This is a genomic window from Aminobacter anthyllidis (assembly GCF_018555685.1).
Classification (GTDB): domain Bacteria; phylum Pseudomonadota; class Alphaproteobacteria; order Rhizobiales; family Rhizobiaceae; genus Aminobacter; species Aminobacter anthyllidis.
In genome coordinates this window covers 536,027-552,372 of record NZ_JAFLWW010000001.1, presented here as the reverse complement: position 1 = coordinate 552,372, position 16,346 = coordinate 536,027, and the positions used below count along the sequence as shown (strand labels likewise).

At 61.6% G+C, this 16,346-nt stretch carries 14 protein-coding genes and 1 tRNA gene; 6 read left to right on the top strand and 9 right to left on the bottom strand.

The window, feature by feature from the left end; all coding sequences use genetic code 11:
- Positions 1-5: 5 nt before the first annotated feature.
- Positions 6-81 (bottom strand) — tRNA-Thr (locus tag J1C56_RS03000).
- Positions 82-243: 162 nt separating this feature from the next.
- Between J1C56_RS03000 and J1C56_RS02995 the strand changes: the two genes are divergently transcribed.
- Positions 244-411, top strand: a complete 168-nt coding sequence (locus J1C56_RS02995; protein ID WP_214385860.1) for a hypothetical protein — start codon at positions 244-246, stop codon at positions 409-411.
- A 22-nt stretch (positions 412-433) separates the two neighbouring features.
- Here the strand turns inward: J1C56_RS02995 and J1C56_RS02990 are convergent, their stop codons facing one another.
- Positions 434-1,270, bottom strand: coding sequence for a GGDEF domain-containing protein (locus J1C56_RS02990; protein ID WP_338001393.1), 837 nt, complete (start codon positions 1,268-1,270; stop codon positions 434-436).
- 135 nt (positions 1,271-1,405) lie between these two features.
- Here J1C56_RS02990 and J1C56_RS02985 point away from each other — a divergent pair, with 135 nt between their 5' ends.
- From J1C56_RS02985 to J1C56_RS02975, 3 genes are all read left to right on the top strand, one after another.
- Positions 1,406-1,822 carry a hypothetical protein gene (locus J1C56_RS02985; protein WP_214385859.1) on the top strand — a complete coding sequence of 139 codons (417 nt, stop codon included), beginning with the start codon at positions 1,406-1,408 and terminating at the stop codon, positions 1,820-1,822.
- Positions 1,823-1,938: 116 nt separating this feature from the next.
- Positions 1,939-2,712, top strand: a complete 774-nt coding sequence (locus J1C56_RS02980) for an NAD kinase (RefSeq protein WP_214385857.1) — start codon at positions 1,939-1,941, stop codon at positions 2,710-2,712.
- 167 nt (positions 2,713-2,879) lie between these two features.
- Positions 2,880-4,415, top strand: a complete 1,536-nt coding sequence (locus J1C56_RS02975) for a DEAD/DEAH box helicase (RefSeq protein WP_214385855.1) — start codon at positions 2,880-2,882, stop codon at positions 4,413-4,415.
- A 172-nt stretch (positions 4,416-4,587) separates the two neighbouring features.
- On the opposite strand, the gene J1C56_RS02970 is transcribed toward J1C56_RS02975, so the two are convergent.
- The 7 genes from J1C56_RS02970 to J1C56_RS02940 form a co-directional block, all read right to left on the bottom strand.
- A complete protein-coding gene (locus J1C56_RS02970; protein WP_214385853.1) occupies positions 4,588-5,235 on the bottom strand; it encodes a YiaD family glycine zipper/OmpA-like lipoprotein in 648 nt (215 codons plus the stop codon).
- Between the two features lie 149 nt (positions 5,236-5,384).
- Positions 5,385-5,753, bottom strand: a complete 369-nt coding sequence (locus J1C56_RS02965; RefSeq protein WP_214385851.1) for a GFA family protein — start codon at positions 5,751-5,753, stop codon at positions 5,385-5,387.
- Between the two features lie 99 nt (positions 5,754-5,852).
- Positions 5,853-6,188: a cupin domain-containing protein gene (locus tag J1C56_RS02960; protein ID WP_246591084.1), complete on the bottom strand. Its 336-nt coding sequence runs from the start codon at positions 6,186-6,188 to the stop codon at positions 5,853-5,855.
- A 137-nt stretch (positions 6,189-6,325) separates the two neighbouring features.
- A protein-coding gene (gene prfB / locus J1C56_RS02955; RefSeq protein WP_214385849.1) for a peptide chain release factor 2 occupies positions 6,326-7,457 on the bottom strand; the annotation gives its coding sequence in 2 pieces (ribosomal slippage) (positions 6,326-7,390 and positions 7,392-7,457; 1,131 coding nt in all).
- 143 nt (positions 7,458-7,600) lie between these two features.
- Positions 7,601-8,071 (bottom strand): VOC family protein, encoded by a 471-nt coding sequence (locus J1C56_RS02950; RefSeq protein ID WP_214385847.1) that lies wholly within the window; start codon positions 8,069-8,071, stop codon positions 7,601-7,603.
- Between the two features lie 253 nt (positions 8,072-8,324).
- Entirely contained in the window at positions 8,325-10,763 is a 2,439-nt protein-coding gene (locus J1C56_RS02945) for a penicillin-binding protein 1A (protein ID WP_214385845.1), read from the bottom strand.
- 219 nt (positions 10,764-10,982) lie between these two features.
- Positions 10,983-12,248: an N-acetylmuramoyl-L-alanine amidase gene (locus tag J1C56_RS02940; RefSeq protein ID WP_214385843.1), complete on the bottom strand. Its 1,266-nt coding sequence runs from the start codon at positions 12,246-12,248 to the stop codon at positions 10,983-10,985.
- Positions 12,249-12,899: 651 nt separating this feature from the next.
- On the opposite strand from J1C56_RS02940, the gene J1C56_RS02935 reads away from it, so the two are divergent.
- The gene (locus J1C56_RS02935; RefSeq protein WP_214385841.1) at positions 12,900-15,713 is read left to right on the top strand and encodes an Rne/Rng family ribonuclease; all 2,814 of its coding nucleotides are present in this window, start codon (positions 12,900-12,902) and stop codon (positions 15,711-15,713) included.
- 164 nt (positions 15,714-15,877) lie between these two features.
- A complete protein-coding gene (locus J1C56_RS02930) occupies positions 15,878-16,339 on the top strand; it encodes a Ros/MucR family transcriptional regulator (RefSeq protein ID WP_214385839.1) in 462 nt (153 codons plus the stop codon).
- The last annotated feature ends 7 nt before the right edge of the window (positions 16,340-16,346 follow it).

Below are 16,346 nucleotides of genomic sequence, written 5' to 3'. Positions count from 1 at the left end.
AAGGCTGGTGCCCCCGGCAGGAATCGAACCCGCGACCTTCGGTTTACAAAACCGCTGCTCTACCAGCTGAGCTACAAGGGCATTTTGCCCCGGTTAGCATATTTTGTGGCTCAGTAAAGACAATTTCGAGCGAGTATCGCAGCATCCCCAGGGTACGCAGACGCCCCGCGCCCTAAAACTGAAGCCATGTGCCCACTATATCCAGGTTGCTGGCCGGACGAGCGGCTGCGCTGGAGGTGATGGATGATCAGGTTCGTGATTATTGCCGTGGTGGTGATCGTCGCGTGGCTGCTGTTGCTCAAGCTGTTCCGCCAGATGAAAGAGGCGCGGGTCGATTGGACCGGCGTCGCCACTATCATCGGTTTCATCGTGCTCGCCGTGTATCTCCACTACGCCACCGGCATGGGCTGACCCAGGTACCTTCAAAACGGCGCTAGGCTGCCGACATCACTGCCTTGGCAAATACCACGCGATTGCGCCCCTGCTCCTTGGCTTCATAGAGGCCGCGGTCGGCGAGGCGCATGAGCTGCGATGTCGGTTGCTGCCCGGCTGAAACGACCGCCCCGACGCTGACGGTCAGGCGATGCGGGCGTCCGTCGACTGGATGGAAGGCGATTCGTTCGACCTCGGCGCGAATCCGCTCGGCGATCGAGGCTGCCTCGTCCTGATTTGTGGCCGGCAGGAACACGCAAAACTCCTCGCCACCAACACGCCCGACCAGGTCATGCTCGCGGATCGAGGCGCGTAACGCATTCGAGATCAGCTTGAGCGCCTCATCGCCGACAAGGTGGCCAAAGGTGTCATTGATGTTCTTGAAGTTATCGGCATCGATCAAAAGCAGCGCGCCAGAATCGCATTTTCGTCGAGCCTGCTTCGACTTCTCGAAGAACGCTTCCCGGTTCAGCAGCCCGGTCATCTGGTCATGCGTCGCTTTTGCCTTCAGCTGGGTATGCGCTTCTGACAGTTCGGCCAGTGCACGTTTCAGCTTTTCGTTCTGCCAGAAGATGAGGAAACCGGCAGGAAACGCCGTCAGGATCGGCAAGACCGAATTCATCGCAAAAACGAATGCGGTAAACGGCTGGCCGGCCGAATAGCGGATCGCGAAGGAAATGATCTGGCTTGCAACAATGACGGCAATTGTGACCAGGCAGGCCCTGAACGTTATCTTCCACACAGCGACGCACCCTTGCGAATTCCGATCCTGCTCCTGCAACGGTGCATAATGCTTGAAGCTTAACGTTTCCAACCCGAGTTGATTTGCGATCGCCACGCAATCTTATGCGCATTTCCTAATATAATGCACGCCAAGAAACCGGCGTCGCTTGTCGAGCCGCACACTTGACCTCAGTAACTTCGACATCCGATTATGCGCTCGAACAGAAAACAGGCTGCCTTGGAGTAGCAAATGCTAAAACACACCTTGCTGGCATCCATCTTCACACTGACTGGCATTTCACTCGCCCAGGCGCAGACCTGCGAGAAGAACTTCAAGGTTAGCGGCATTCCGCTGGTCACGGCGGTATCCTACAAGAGCTCGCAGTCCTTTCCCAAGGTCAAGCAGGCCGAGGCGCTGAAGCGTCTGGCGCAGGCGGTCGCCGCCGAAGGCTTTTCCGGCATTACCGTCGACAAGAACCTCGGCGCCATCGACGCCCACCAGGAAACGTCCGGCAGCGGGCGGCCACAAACGCTGCGGGTTGTTGCCCGCAGCCAGGGTGGCGGCACGCTGGTCAATGCCGTGTTCAACATCCAGCCAGGGCAAGTGACGACCAACGAGGTCGTGCGCAGCGGCATATGCACGATCATTCGCGCAGCCGCCGGCTGAGGCAGCCTGTCCGGGCAGCGCGCGCTGGTCATTCCGCTCCCTTTGCTTCGGCAAAACCACATGCTACCCCGTTGCCGGCGGCCGGCAGTGGCGTTCGGACCGCCGGCGGGGAGCACATGGACGCCAAGTCGCTGACATTTTCGTTCGTATCCTCCGGAACAGTGGAGGCGGATGCCGCCGCCAAGCGGCTTTCCCAGCGCTATGGCCAGATGTCTTATGACCAGGCCGACATCGTCGTGGCGCTTGGGGGCGACGGTTTTCTTCTGCAGACGCTGCGCGAGACGATGAGCACCGGCAAGCGCGTCTACGGTATGAACCGTGGCACGGTCGGCTTCCTGATGAACGAGTATCGCGAGAACGCCCTGCCCGCACGCCTGGCCGCGGCGGTGGCCGAAACCATCCGGCCGCTGGAGATGGTGACGGTCGACGACGCCGGAACATCGAGGGAAGCGCTGGCGATCAACGAAGTTTCACTGCTGCGCCAATCCTACCAGGCGGCAAGGGTTCGCATTTCCGTCGACGGCAAGGTCCGGCTCGAAGAGCTGATCTGCGACGGCGTGATGGTGGCGACGCCGGCTGGGTCCACAGCCTACAATCTGTCGGCCCACGGCCCGATCCTGCCGCTCGACGCACCACTTCTGGCCCTGACGCCGGTCAGCCCATTCAGGCCGCGGCGCTGGCGCGGCGCGCTCCTGCCCAAGACGGCTGTGGTTCGTTTCGATATCCTGGAAGAGCAGAAGCGCCCGGTGAACGCGGTTGCCGACCATACCGAAGTCAAGTCGGTGGTGTCAGTCGAGGTCCGGGAATCCGCAACCCACACCGCAACCCTGCTGTTCGACCCCGGCCATTCCTGGAGCGAACGCATCCTGGCCGAGCAATTCAAATACTGATCATTGGGCCACAGCTGGAAGTAATCAGCTGCAATCGCCGCGCGTGTGCCAGTTTGAGTTGACAAATCGCGCACTTACGCCTATCGCGTTGCGGCATATTGCAGGCGGTTTGCGCCTGTCGTGGCCAGTGTGCCGCGCCCTTGAACGAGCAAAGACAGCCAACAAACTTGTCCGAAGACACTCAGACCGCTCCAGAAGCGTTGACCTTCGCAGACCTCGGCCTTTCGCCGAAGGTCCTTTCCGCAGTCACCGACGCGGGCTACACCCAGCCCACGCCGATCCAGGCAGGTGCGATCCCGCACGCACTGCAGGGCAAGGACGTGCTTGGCATCGCCCAGACGGGTACCGGCAAGACGGCATCCTTCGTGCTGCCGATGCTGACGCGCCTTGAAAAAGGCCGTGCCCGTGCACGCATGCCTCGCACACTGATCCTCGAACCGACGCGCGAACTCGCGGCTCAGGTCGAAGAGAACTTCATCAAGTACGGCAAGAACCACCGGCTCAACATCGCCTTGCTGATCGGTGGCGTGTCGTTTGACGAGCAGGAAAAGAAGCTTGAGCGTGGCGCCGACGTCCTGATCGCGACGCCGGGCCGCATGCTCGACCATTTCGAGCGCGGCAAGCTTCTGCTGACCGGCGTCGAGATCCTTGTCATCGACGAAGCAGACCGCATGCTGGACATGGGCTTCATTCCGGACATCGAGCGCATCTGCAAGCTGATCCCGTTCACCCGGCAGACGCTGTTCTTCTCGGCAACGATGCCACCCGAGATCACCAAGCTGACCGAGCAGTTCCTGCACGCACCGATTCGCGTCGAGGTCTCGAAGGCTGCGTCGACCAGCACCAACATCACCCAGCGCCTCGTCAAGTCCGGCCCCAAGCCGTGGGACAAGCGCGAAACGCTGCGCAACCTCATCAATGCCGAAGGCGATGCGATCAAGAACGCGATCATCTTCTGCAACCGCAAGGTCGACGTGTCGGAACTGTTCCGCTCGCTGGTCAAGCACGACTTCGATGCCGGTGCGCTGCATGGCGACATGGACCAGCGCGCGCGCATGGCAATGCTCGCCGGATTCCGCGACGGCAAACTGAAGCTGCTTGTCGCCTCCGACGTCGCCGCGCGCGGTCTCGACATTCCCGAGGTCAGCCACGTCTTCAACTACGACGTGCCGATTCACGCGGAAGACTATGTCCACCGCATCGGCCGCACCGGCCGTGCCGGGCGCCTCGGCAAGGCCTTCACCATCGTCACCAAGTCCGACACCAAGTATGTCGACGCCATCGAGCGCCTGACCGGCCTGCCGGTGGAGTGGCACGATGGCGACCTGTCGACGGTCGTTGCCAGCGAAGGCGACGACGAGGCTCCACGCCGTGGCCGTGGCGCGCCGCGCCGCGCCGGCAAGGAAAAGCATGGCCGCGAACGCGAACGCAAGCCGCGTGAGGAAGCGCCTGTCGTCCAGGCTGCAGCGCCGATAAGCGAAGCTCCGGTCGACAATGTCGTGTCCGACATCGACGAGCGCCGCGTCCGCAAGGAAGCAATCAGGAACGGCAACGCCGATCGCAAGCCGCGCGAGCATGAAGACAAGCCACGTCGCGATGACAATCGCGGCAACCGCCGCCATCAACGCGAAGAAGACGACGACCGCACGATCGGTTTCGGCGACGACCTGCCCGCGTTCATGTTGATCACCACGAACATCTGAGCGCGCTGCGCCTCAACGAAAAATGGCCCCTTTCGGGGCCATTTTCTTTTGTCGGCACCTGTCTTTCATAAGGCTGGCTCGACCGCCTCCAGATCATGGACTTACCGAGCGCTCCAAATGAAAAACGGCCCCGCAAGGGGCCGTTTCATTAGCTTGCCTGGCTACTCGCCGCTCAGGTGAGCGGCGACAGCTGGATCTCGACACGACGGTTCTGGGCACGGCCTTCCGAGGTGGCGTTGGAAGCAATCGGACGGGTCGCGCCAAAGCCGGTGACGGCAAAGCGGCGCGAATCGACGCCCTGGGCTCCGAGGTAGTTGGCCACCGACAACGCACGGCGCTGCGACAGGTCGAAATTGTGCTGGTCGCCACCGGTCGAATCGGTGTGGCCGAACACATCGACGGTGGTCTGGTTGAATTTCTTCAACACCAGGGCAACCGAGTTGAGCGTGTCGTAGAAGCCCGACTTCACCGCGTCCTGGTCGGTGGCGAAAGTGATGTTGGACGGCATGTTCAGGATGATCTGGTCGCCGGCGCGGGTGACGCTGACGCCGCTGCCCTGGAGCTGGGCGCGCAGCTCGGATTCCTGCCTGTCCATGTAGCCGCCGGCGAGACCACCGGCGAGAGCGCCGACACCGGCACCGATCAGCGCGTTGCGGCGATCATTGCCGCCGGCGAGCAGGCCAAGGCCCGCCCCGGCAAGCGCGCCGATGCCAGCACCTGCTGCGGCGTTCGAAACCTTCTGCTGACCGGTGTAAGGATCGGTCGTGCAGGCGCCAACAAACATGCTGCCTGCCAGCGCGAAAATCACTGTCTTCTTCATAAGGAATGTCCCTCTCCGTACCGCGGAACGCAACGGCGCTCCGCGCAAAGCCCTTCACCGGCCTTGTAGCATGAAATACGGCGAAAAACGGAACGGAAGCAGTGACAAGAGCGCAAACTGCCGCCCGCCCGCATGACAAATTTTACCTGTCACCAGAGGTTCTTGCCGTCGATCACCACAACCTCGATCTTGTCGAGGTCGAAGTCGTCAAACAGGCGCGAATTGACGCTGACCCTGGGATTGTCGAAATCCGGCTCACCTGTCGACCAGTCGGGCGTCCTGGTAAAGGTGCCGCAGCCGCAGATGGCGCAGAAGCCATGCTTCACCGTCTTCGATCCCCACTCATAGACCGACACGTTTTCCGGCGGACTGGTGAGCTTGAACTGTGCGGGCGTGTAATAGGCCCATAACGAGCCGCGCTTGGAACAGAACGAACAGGTGCACGAAGTCACATTCTCCGGCACCTCGGACACCTCGAACGTGGTTGCCTTGCAGTGGCAGCTTCCCTTGATGACCATGACAAATCCCTCGTATGCCTGCCGCCCCTCCGGCGGATAGCACACAGTATCCGCAGGCTCCTGACAAGCTGGCGTCAGGAGCCTCGTCAGCAGGCCTGTTCAGTACGATTTTGGTGGCACGAACAGACAGATTGTCCGGCTGTCATCGGCGCCAGCTATGGAACACCAGTGGTACTGACCGTCAGGCGAGGTGTGAATGCGGGCGTCCTGATAAGTGACGACCTCACCCGTGCCTTCGATGACATATCCTTGCGGACGTTCGCTGATCGCCTTCTTCGGCACTTCGCGGCAGTCATAGCCGGAGCAGCAGGCAAAGGGATAAGTCCAGCCTTTCGGTGCGTCGTGCGAAGAGGCGGGTGGCGTGCTGAGCGCGATCAGCACAAGCGCGGACACTGCGAGGGCGTATCGGCGCAGGCGGAGATTTCCTGGGCGCATAGCTTCATCCCCTGAGATTACCTCCCAAGCGAAGCCTGCTCCCGCATGCTTAACGAAAAGTTACCCGAAATGTTCCGACGACAAGCAACCCGGTCATCACGCTTTGGGGATGACCGGGTGATAGATGCTGGAAAAAGCTAGTCGATGTCGGCGACGGCCTGCCCTGCCCCACCCTCGATGCGCTGCGACAGCGACGCTTCCATGAAGTCGTCGAGGTCGCCGTCGAGAACGTCGGACGGGCTGGTGCTTTCGACGCCGGTACGCAGGTCCTTGACCAGCTGATAGGGCTGAAGAACGTAGGAGCGGATCTGGTGCCCCCAGCCGATGTCGCTCTTGGACGACTCGGTCGCGTTGGCTACTGCCTCACGCTTCTTCAGTTCTTCTTCGTAAAGGCGCGAGCGCAGCATTTCCCAGGCCTTGGCCTTGTTCTTGTGCTGCGACCGCTCTGCCTGGCAGGCGACCGCAATGCCGGTGGCAAGGTGCGTGATGCGGACAGCCGAGTCGGTGGTGTTGACGTGCTGGCCGCCCGAGCCGGACGAACGATAGGTATCGATACGGACATCCGATTCCGAGACGTCGATTTCGATCGCGTCGTCAACGACCGGATAGACCCAGATGCTCGAAAACGACGTGTGCCGACGGGCATTGCTGTCATAGGGCGAAATGCGGACAAGGCGGTGCACGCCCGACTCCGTCTTCAGCCAGCCATAGGCATTGTGGCCCTTGATCAGCAGCGTAGCCGACTTGATGCCCGCCTCTTCGCCGTCATGGATTTCCAGGATCTCGACCTTGAAGCGACGACGCTCGGCCCAGCGGGTGTACATGCGCAAAAGCATGTTGGCCCAGTCCTGGCTCTCGGTGCCGCCGGCCCCCGCGTGGACCTCGAGATAGGTATCGTTCTGGTCGGCTTCGCCCGACAGCAGCGACTCGATCTGGCGCGCCCGGATCTCGCCGGCCATCGCACGAATGGCGGCTTCGGCTTCGCTGATAATGTCAGCGTCGCCTTCTTCCTCGCCCATCTCGATCAGGCCAATGTTGTCTTCGAGCGCCTGGCTCAGGCCCTTGATGCCATTGATGCCGTCATCAAGCGACTGGCGCTCGCGCATCAGCTTCTGCGCTTCCTGAGGGTCGTTCCAGAGGTTGGGGTCCTCCGAACGCATGTTCAGGTAATCAAGCCGTTTTACCGCTTGATCCCAGTCAAAGATGCCTCCTCAGCAGGGTTATGCCCTGCCTGATTTCGTCGACAAAGTTCTGCGTTTCCGCGCGCATGGAGATTGCTTCTTTTTGCTTGTTTCGCGCCCGAAGGCGGCTGTTGAATCCGCGCGGAACATAGGGATGAGGTCGCGCCCTGTAAAGCAAAATGGGCAGGCGCCACCAGCCCTGCCCACTCGCCTTGCGACAGCATCGATTGCCTAGCCGGCATACGCGGCTTCGAGTTTGGCTACATTGATCTTGGTCATCTGCAACATCGCCTGCATGACGCGGCCGGCCCTGGCGGCATCGGCATCGCCGAGCAACCGGGGCAAGGCTTCAGGGATGACCTGCCATGAGAGCCCGAACTTGTCCTTGAGCCAGCCGCATTGGCTGGGCTGGCCACCTTCCGAAAGCCTGCTCCAGAAGTAGTCGACCTCGGCCTGATCCTTGCAATCCACGCTCATCGAAATCGCTTCGGTGAACTTGAACATCGGGCCGCCGTTCAAGGCCGTGAAGTGCAGCCCCTCCAATTCGAACTCAGCCACCATGACGCTGCCGGCCGGCCCAGGCCCTGCCTCGCCATAGCGGGTCATCTTGCCGATCTTGGAATTCCTGAATACCGAAGTGTAGAATCTCACCGCCTCTTCTGCCTGGTTGTCGAACCACAGGAACGGGCTGATCTTCTGCATCACTTTCTCCTCGCTGAAATTCAACCGTCGCGCATGCGCTGCGCCAGGGACGCCTGGGCGGCGGACTTCTCCCCCACCCCAAGGATGTCGCCAAGCCAGCCGACATCTAATAACCAATAGGCTATATAACTAATTGGATATTTTCAAGCACCCGAGACTGACATTCGTGCAAACAAAAAATGCGCGCGGCCAGGGCCACGCGCATTTGTCAGTCCAATCGAGGATCCGGCGAATGCCGGGTTGATCTACGATCCTAGTAGAGGCCGCCGCCACCTTCGCTGATGGCCTTGCTGGCCTGCGGCGACAGCGCTTCGCCATAACCATTGGTACCGTCTTCGCCCATGCCGATGACCCAGTAGCTGTCGGCAGGCCCGGTTCCGGGCTTGAAGGCCTCCATGATCGTACCCGGCGCACCGGCAGCCGCCTGCATGCCGGTCTTGCGGTCGATCGAAATCAGCTTCATTCCGGCGGGCACGAGGAAGTCGACCTTGGGCGTGCCTTCGAGAGCAACCGTCATGAAGTCCTTGAACACCGGCGCCGCGAGACCACCGCCAGTGGTGCCCTTGCCGAGCCCCTGCGGCTTGTCGTAGCCCATATACAGTCCGACGACGAGGTTCGGCGTGTAGCCAACGAACCAGGCGTCCTTCTCGTCGTTGGTCGTTCCGGTCTTGCCGGCAATCGGACGGTTGAGCGACAGCAACGTCGTCGCCGTGCCGCGCTGTACCACGCCTTCCAGCATCGAAGTGATCTGGTAGGCGGTCATCGGATCGAGCACCTGCTCGGAGTTGTCGACAAGATCCGGCTCGGGCTGATTGGCCCATTCGGTGGCGACGCAGCCTTCACAGCCGCGCTCGTCATGCTTGAACACCGTCTTGCCGTAGCGGTCCTGGATGCGGTCGATCAGCGACGGCTTGATCTGGCGGCCGCCATTGGCCATCACGGCATAGGCCGAGACCATGCGCATCACGGTGGTCTCGCCCGCGCCAAGCGCCATCGGCAGATACGGTGCGAGCTTGTCGTAGACGCCGAAACGCTCGGCATACTCGGCAACCGTCTTCATGCCCATGTCGTTGGCCAGGCGCACCGTCATGAGATTGCGCGAGCGCTCGATGCCGGCGCGCAAGGTCGAGGGACCGGCGGCCTTGCCGTCGTAGTTCTTCGGCGTCCAGGTGGTATTGCCCGACTGGATGGTGATCGGGCCGTCCATGATCACCGATGCCGGCGTGTAGCCATTGTCGAGTGCAGCAGCATAAACGAACGGCTTGAACGCCGAGCCGGGCTGGCGCATCGCCTGCGTGGCGCGGTTGAACTCAGACTCGGCATAAGAGAAGCCACCAACCATGGCAAGCACGCGGCCGGTATGCGGATCCATGGCAACAAGGCCGCCCGACACTTCAGGCACCTGGCGCAGCGCATAGCCGCCGCCGTCGTTCTTCTCGACGTAGATCACGTCGCCGGACTTGAGAACTTCGGAGGGCGAATTGGCTTTCAGGCGCTTGCCGTCGGCGACGTAGCGCATGGCAAAGCTCATGTCGTCCTTCGACACCGTGCTCTGCTCGCGGTCCTTGGACAGCGCGCCGGAAATCTCGCGCTTGGGCTGCAGGCCGATATCGAGTCCGGTCTTGGAGCTGTCGAGCACGACTGCCAGACGCCATTCTGGAACGTCCGCCAAGCCTTTGACCTCGCCCAGCGCCGTGCCCCAATCTTTGGAGATGTCGATGTTCTTGACCGGTCCACGATAGCCGCGCAGGCGATCATATTTCTCCAGGCCCGACTGCATGGCCTTACGCGCCATGGCCTGGAGCTTTGGGTCGAGCGTGGTCCGAATCGACAGGCCGCCCTCATAGAGTGCATCCTGCCCGTAGCGCGCGATCAGTTCGCGGCGCACTTCTTCAGTGAAGTATTCGCCGGCGAAGACGTAGGTTCCGGTCCGGCGCGGCGTCACGCCGAGCGGCTCAGCCTTGGCCTTCTCGCTCTCTTCGCGTGAAATGTAACCGTTGGCGACCATCTGCTGGATCACCCAGTTGCGCCGTTCGACGGCACGGGCGGCGTATTTGAACGGATGATAGTTGGACGGGCCTTTCGGCAGCGCCGCGAGATAGGCGGCCTCAGCCACTGTCAGCTCGTTGACCGACTTGTCGAAATAGGTCAGCGCCGCACCGGCGATGCCATAGGCGCCGAGGCCAAAGAAGATCTCGTTGAGATAGAGTTCGAGGATACGATCCTTGGAATAGGCTTGCTCGATGCGGAACGAGAGGATGGCTTCCTTTGCCTTGCGGTCCATCGTCTGTTCGTTGGAGAGCAGGAAGTTCTTGGCGACCTGCTGCGTAATGGTCGAGCCGCCTTGCGTCGGCCCCCCGGTGACATAGGCGAGCGCGGCGCGCGAAAAGCCCATGATGTCAATGCCGGGATGGTTGTAGAAATTCTTGTCTTCGGCAGAGAGGAACGCCGCCTTGACGCGATCGGGAACGGCCTGGATCGGCAAATACAACCTGCGCTCACGCGCGAATTCGCCCATCAGCGCGCCATCGGAGGCGTGGATGCGGGTCGTTACCGGCGGCTCGTACTTGGCGAGCACCTCGTAGTCGGGGAGTTCCTTGGTGAGCTGGCCGAGATAGAGCGCCACACCTGCCGCAACGACGAGCGCAAGCGTCGTGCCTATGCCAAAGAAATAGCCGATAAGACGAATCATGCCCGCTCCAGTACAAGGTCCGGAGATTCCCTAAACCAACCCGCCATCATCGCAAGCTGCAGGTATCGTCCAGATCCGCATATCGGCCACCCATGTCGCGCGGTTGTGGACAAAATACGGCAACAGCCCGCAAGCATCAAAGATTCTGGCCGAAAACACCACAAATGCCCGTTCCGTGACCTGTCGGCAATGCCCATCACGAACACGGAACAGTCCATTTCAGCCGCCGGCACCACCCCTTTCGGCGACAAAGGCAGCCACTGCCTTGGATATGCTTGTAGCGGCCTTCTCGCGCCAATCGGCGCTGCGAAGCTGCTCTTCGTCCTGGGGATTTGAGAGATAGCCGAGTTCGACCAGCACCGACGGCACGTCAGGCGCCTTGAGCACCCGGAAACCGGCCGAACGATGCGGGTTGTTGATCATGCCAACCGTCGGCGACAGCTCACCGACCAAAGAGCGCGCAAAACGGGTCGAAAACCCGTGTGTCTCGCGCCGGATCAGATCGACAAGAATGTCCGAGACCGCGTGATTTTCTTCGGCAACATCGACGCCGGCAAGCTGGTCGGAGAGGTTTTCGCGATCGGCCAGTGCCTGCGCGTCGGCGTCGGATGCCTTGTCCGACACAGTATAGACAGTCGCGCCGCGGATACCTTTCAGCCTGATCGTGTCGGCATGGATCGAGATGAACAGATCGGCTTCTTGCTGGCGGGCAATGCGAACGCGGTCGTCCAGGCGCAGAAACTCATCGCCCTGGCGGGTCAGAACGACCTTGTAGGCGCTGTTGGAGGCAAGCTTGGCCTGCAGCTCCTTGGCAAAGGCCAGCGTGACCGTCTTCTCGACCGTGCCGTTCAGCCCCTCGGCACCGCCATCGATGCCGCCATGCCCGGGATCGAGCACGATCGTGAACGGCCGATCGCCGCGATGCGCGATCTTGCCGAGCCTGTCGGTCTTGGCCGTCGTCGAGCCGGTCGTTTCTGCCTGGACGGAGAGAGCCGCATCGAACTCGCGTTCCGAGGCGGCAGCGATGTCGGCAACCAGTCGATAACCCGAGCCATCCTCATTCTTGAGGATATCGACCTTCTCGACGTTGAATGGCCCCTTCGAGGTCACGATCAGCCGCGACGCGCCCTCGCCCGACGCACCATAGCGTACACTCTTGATGAGGCCACGTGGCTTGAGGTCCTTGGCATCGAGCGCGAGTGCGGCACCAGGCAGATCGATGACAAGACGATGCGGGTTGCGCAGCAAGAGCCATTTAGGTTCCGGTTCGCGGTCGAAGTTCATGACGATGCGCATGTGAGTCGCGTCACCCGCCATCTTGTAGTCGAGCGCCTTGACCGTCTCGGCAGCGCAAGCTGGCTGGCAGGTGATGCCGGCGAACACGATCATGAACGCCAAAAACCCGAACATCATGCGGCATGCCGCGCCGCCGGGCTGGATGCCCCCGAACGGGAAGCTCTTGCCAGTCAATGCCGCAGGCCCCATCTCAGTCTTGCCGCTCCAAAAAGCAGGCGCGCAATCGTTGCACACCGTTACCAATCGCGGGCCGAATACGCGGGCCCTTCGATTAACGAGTGGTAACCAGAGAAGGTTAACCGAGTCTTTGTCGGAATGCTCCCCCCAGGGTTGCCGCACCTGCCTTTGCCGGCATCGGAAATCGGGGTTGCGCTCAACCTCGCCAAATCATAAAAGCGACATTGGATCACTGCAATCCAGGGCCCGCGCCCTCAGCGCCTTCCGCTAGGGAACCACGCGACGAGCGATGGCCCGCCTCGCAATAGAGATAGATTTCAGTGATCGCGACGAGATTCGCAGGCGCGGCCCGTGGCGGGGTAGCGACTGCGTGAGAAAAACGGCCGGACACTATTCCGCGCCGGCTCTGTAAGAGCAAAGTAGCTGGTCCGGATTCCCGGGCTTAGATTTGAAACAAGGTTCCGCAAGGTCACGCATTGGCCACAGACGCAATCATGGACAGGTCCGCAGGTAACCGCGCCATCACGGCAGCGGGCGGTACCGCCATGGCGTTTTGGCTGCGACCGGCGGACGCAAAATCATCCGGCACCCCCTCATCAGCAAACTCACGGCGGCGGACGAGTTCCCGCAGGCCGCAGCTGACGGCTGCCGGGAGGACAAATAATGCCCAACAAGATGCTGATAGACGCCTCCCACCCGGAGGAAACACGGGTTGTCGTAGTTCGCGGTAACCGTATTGAAGAATTCGATTTCGAATCACAGGACAAGAAGCAGCTCAAAGGAAACATCTACCTCGCCCGCGTAACGCGGGTTGAGCCGTCTCTTCAGGCTGCCTTTGTCGAGTATGGCGGGAACCGTCACGGTTTCCTCGCCTTTAGCGAAATCCATCCCGACTACTACCAGATCCCGGTTGCCGATCGGCAGGCGCTGCTGCGCGCCGAAGCGGAGGAAGCCGAGGACGAAGAAGACGAAGACAACGAAGGCGACGAGAGCAAGGGCCAGGATCGCAATCGCGGGCGTCGCCGTCGCCGCGGCGGGAAGAACCGCCGCAACGACGAAAACAAGCCTGAGGGCTCAGGCGACGATGACGCCACCTCCTCCGAGGATGAGGGCGAATCGATTGCCGCCAGCGATGCCTCCGATGCCGGCGCCGACGAGTCGGCTGCGGAATCATCGGCCGATGAAGACAATGGCGGCTCCGACGAGCGTGAGCCGACTTCGATTGCCGCGTCGGTCGATGCAGACGTCGTGTCCGAGCGGGCACCCGCGCCGACTGTCACCGAAAACGAAAACGGTGGCGTGATCGAGGAAGTGCATTCGGTCCACCACGACGATCACGAGATCGAGTCGGTTGGCGCCGAAGATGCGCTCGAAGAGGTGCGCAACCGCCGCAAGCCGGTTCGCCGCCACTACAAGATCCAGGAAGTGATCAAGCGCCGCCAGATCCTTCTGGTCCAGGTGGTCAAGGAAGAACGCGGCAACAAGGGCGCTGCGCTGACGACCTATCTGTCGCTCGCGGGCCGCTATTCGGTGCTGATGCCCAATACGGCGCGAGGCGGCGGCATTTCGCGCAAGATCACCAACGCCCAGGACCGCAAGCGCCTGAAGGAAGTCGTTGCCGATCTCGAGGTGCCGAAGGGCATGGGCGTCATCCTGCGCACCGCAGGTGAGAGCCGCACCAAGGCCGAGATCAAGCGCGACTACGAATATCTGATGCGCCTGTGGGAGAACGTCCGCAGCCTGACGCTGCAGTCGACGGCACCCGCACTGGTCTATGAGGAAGGCAGCCTGATCAAGCGATCGGTGCGCGACCTCTACAACAAGGACATCGACGAGGTTCTCGTTGCCGGCGAAGACGGCTACCGCGAGGCCAAGGACTTCATGCGCATGCTGATGCCCAGCCATGCCAAGGTGGTCCAGCCTTACCGCGATATCACACCTATCTTCGTGCGCAGCGGCATCGAATCGCAGCTCGAGCGGATGGTCCAGCCGCAGGTGACGCTGAAGTCGGGTGGCTACATCATCATTAACCAGACCGAAGCGCTGGTTGCCATCGACGTCAACTCCGGCCGCTCCACCAAGGAGCACTCGATCGAAGAGACGGCACTTCACACCAACCTTGAAGCCGCCGAAGAAGTCGCTCGCCAGCTCAGGCTGCGCGACCTCGCCGGCCTGATCGTCATCGACTTCATCGACATGGAGGAGAACCGCAACAATCGTGCGGTCGAAAAGAAGCTCAAGGATTGCCTGAAGAACGACCGCGCCCGCATCCAGGTCGGACGCATCTCGCATTTCGGCCTGATGGAGATGTCGCGCCAGCGCATTCGCGCCAGCGTGCTCGAATCGACGATGAAGCCCTGCCCGCATTGCGGTGGCACCGGCCATGTGCGTTCGGACTCCTCGGTTGGACTGCAGGTCGTTCGCGCCATCGAAGAGTTCCTGCTCAAGGACTCGCGCAGCCACATCACGGTCAAGACGCCGATGGCGACCGCGCTCTACGTGCTCAACCACAAGCGCTCGACGCTGGTCGATCTCGAAGCCCGCTTCGGTGTGACGATCACGCTTGAGGCAGATGACAGCGTCGGATCGCAAAACCACGCCATCTTCCGCGGCGCCATTGCCGAGAAGCCGGCGAACTTCGCCCTGCCCGTCGCGGCCCCGGCCTATGAAGAGCCCGAGGAAATCGAAGACGAGATCGTCGAAGAGGAAGAAGAAGAGACCGTCGTGGTCGAGGCACAGCCTGCCCGCGCGCCGCAGCCTGCTTCCGCCGAAGGCGAGCAGCACGACCGCAAGCGGCGCAAGCGCCGGCGGCGCCGTGGCGGCCGCGATCGCGACCGCGAGCATGGCGCTCCGCAGGATGGCGCCGTCGTTGCTGGCGAGGCCAATGAGTCCGAAGATGGAGACGAGGACGTAGCCGCCGAAGCCGTCGCTTCCGAAGACGCGAGTGAAATCGCGACCGTGGACGCGACTGCGGCCGAAGATGCTGCGGCCAAGAAGCGGCGTCGCGGCAAGCGTGGTGGCAAGCGCAACCGCAAGGAAGACGAAGAGCAGTCGGCGGAAGGTGGCGAACAGGTCGCATCCGATGACGCACCCGTCGCCGAAGCGGTGGTGGTCGAAGCTGCCGTGGACGAGCCGGAGGCTGTCGTCGAAGCCAAGCCGAAAAAGGCGCCGCGCCGCTCGGCCAAGTCCAAGAAGGCGGAAGCCGAAGCTGTCGAGGCTCCCGCCGCCGAGGCCGTTGCCGAAGTTGCCGCGCCCGAAGCCGAAGCCAAGCCCGAGAAGAAGGCGGCAAAGCCGCGTGCGCCACGCCGCAAGGCTGCCGCCGCTCCGGCCGAAGACGACGTCGTCTCCGAGGCCCCCTCAGCACCCGTCGCGCCTGCGACACCGGTGGTCACTTCGGTGGTCGAGGCCGAGGCAGCGGCCTCCAACGAAGCTAAGCCGAAAAAAGGCGGCTGGTGGCAGCGCAAGGGCTTCTTTTAATCTTCAATCCACCTAATATGTAAGACCCCGGCCAGCATCTGCTGGCCGGGGTCTTCTTTTTTTGAGATTATTTTGCTTGCCGTCCGACACCATTTGCACCGATATACGGCGCAGCAAATGATTAGACTCATAATTTGCTTTAATACTGCCCGGAGAGACGGCCGATGACGAGTGATAGCAAGATCGACATCCTAGGACTGACTGCCCATATCGTCAGCGCGTATGTAGAGAACAACAAGGTTCCTGCAACTGGCCTGCCAGAGTTGATCGCCAGCATCAACGCATCGATCCTGTCGCTAGACCAGCCCGCCGAAGAGCCCGCCGAAGCCCAGCCGCCGGCGGTGAATCCGAAGCGCTCGGTTCACCCCGACTACATCATCTGCCTGGAAGACGGGAAAAAGTTCAAGTCGCTGAAGCGCCACCTCTCGGTGCATTTCGGACTGACGCCAGAGGAATACCGCGCCAAATGGGGCCTGCCGGCCGACTATCCGATGGTCGCGCCGAACTACGCCGCCGCACGCTCGCAACTGGCCAAGTCGCTTGGTCTCGGCCGCAAGGCAGCGGCAGTGTCGTCCAAGGTGGCCGCCACGCCCGCCAAGACACGCGGTCGCGCCAAGAAGGCATAAATTAATC

Excerpts from the sequence above, each read along its gene's own strand:
- J1C56_RS02995 (WP_214385860.1), top strand. The coding sequence starts at position 244 with ATGATCAGGTTCGTGATTATTGCCGTGGTGGTGATCGTCGCGTGGCTG.
- J1C56_RS02985 (WP_214385859.1), top strand. The coding sequence starts at position 1,406 with ATGCTAAAACACACCTTGCTGGCATCCATCTTCACACTGACTGGCATT.
- J1C56_RS02980 (WP_214385857.1), top strand. The coding sequence starts at position 1,939 with ATGGACGCCAAGTCGCTGACATTTTCGTTCGTATCCTCCGGAACAGTG.
- J1C56_RS02970 (WP_214385853.1), bottom strand. The coding sequence starts at position 5,235 with ATGAAGAAGACAGTGATTTTCGCGCTGGCAGGCAGCATGTTTGTTGGC.
- J1C56_RS02965 (WP_214385851.1), bottom strand. The coding sequence starts at position 5,753 with ATGGTCATCAAGGGAAGCTGCCACTGCAAGGCAACCACGTTCGAGGTG.
- J1C56_RS02960 (WP_246591084.1), bottom strand. The coding sequence starts at position 6,188 with ATGCGCCCAGGAAATCTCCGCCTGCGCCGATACGCCCTCGCAGTGTCC.
- J1C56_RS02950 (WP_214385847.1), bottom strand. The coding sequence starts at position 8,071 with ATGCAGAAGATCAGCCCGTTCCTGTGGTTCGACAACCAGGCAGAAGAG.
- J1C56_RS02945 (WP_214385845.1), bottom strand. The coding sequence starts at position 10,763 with ATGATTCGTCTTATCGGCTATTTCTTTGGCATAGGCACGACGCTTGCG.
- J1C56_RS02940 (WP_214385843.1), bottom strand. The coding sequence starts at position 12,248 with ATGGGGCCTGCGGCATTGACTGGCAAGAGCTTCCCGTTCGGGGGCATC.
- J1C56_RS02935 (WP_214385841.1), top strand. The coding sequence starts at position 12,900 with ATGCCCAACAAGATGCTGATAGACGCCTCCCACCCGGAGGAAACACGG.
- J1C56_RS02930 (WP_214385839.1), top strand. The coding sequence starts at position 15,878 with ATGACGAGTGATAGCAAGATCGACATCCTAGGACTGACTGCCCATATC.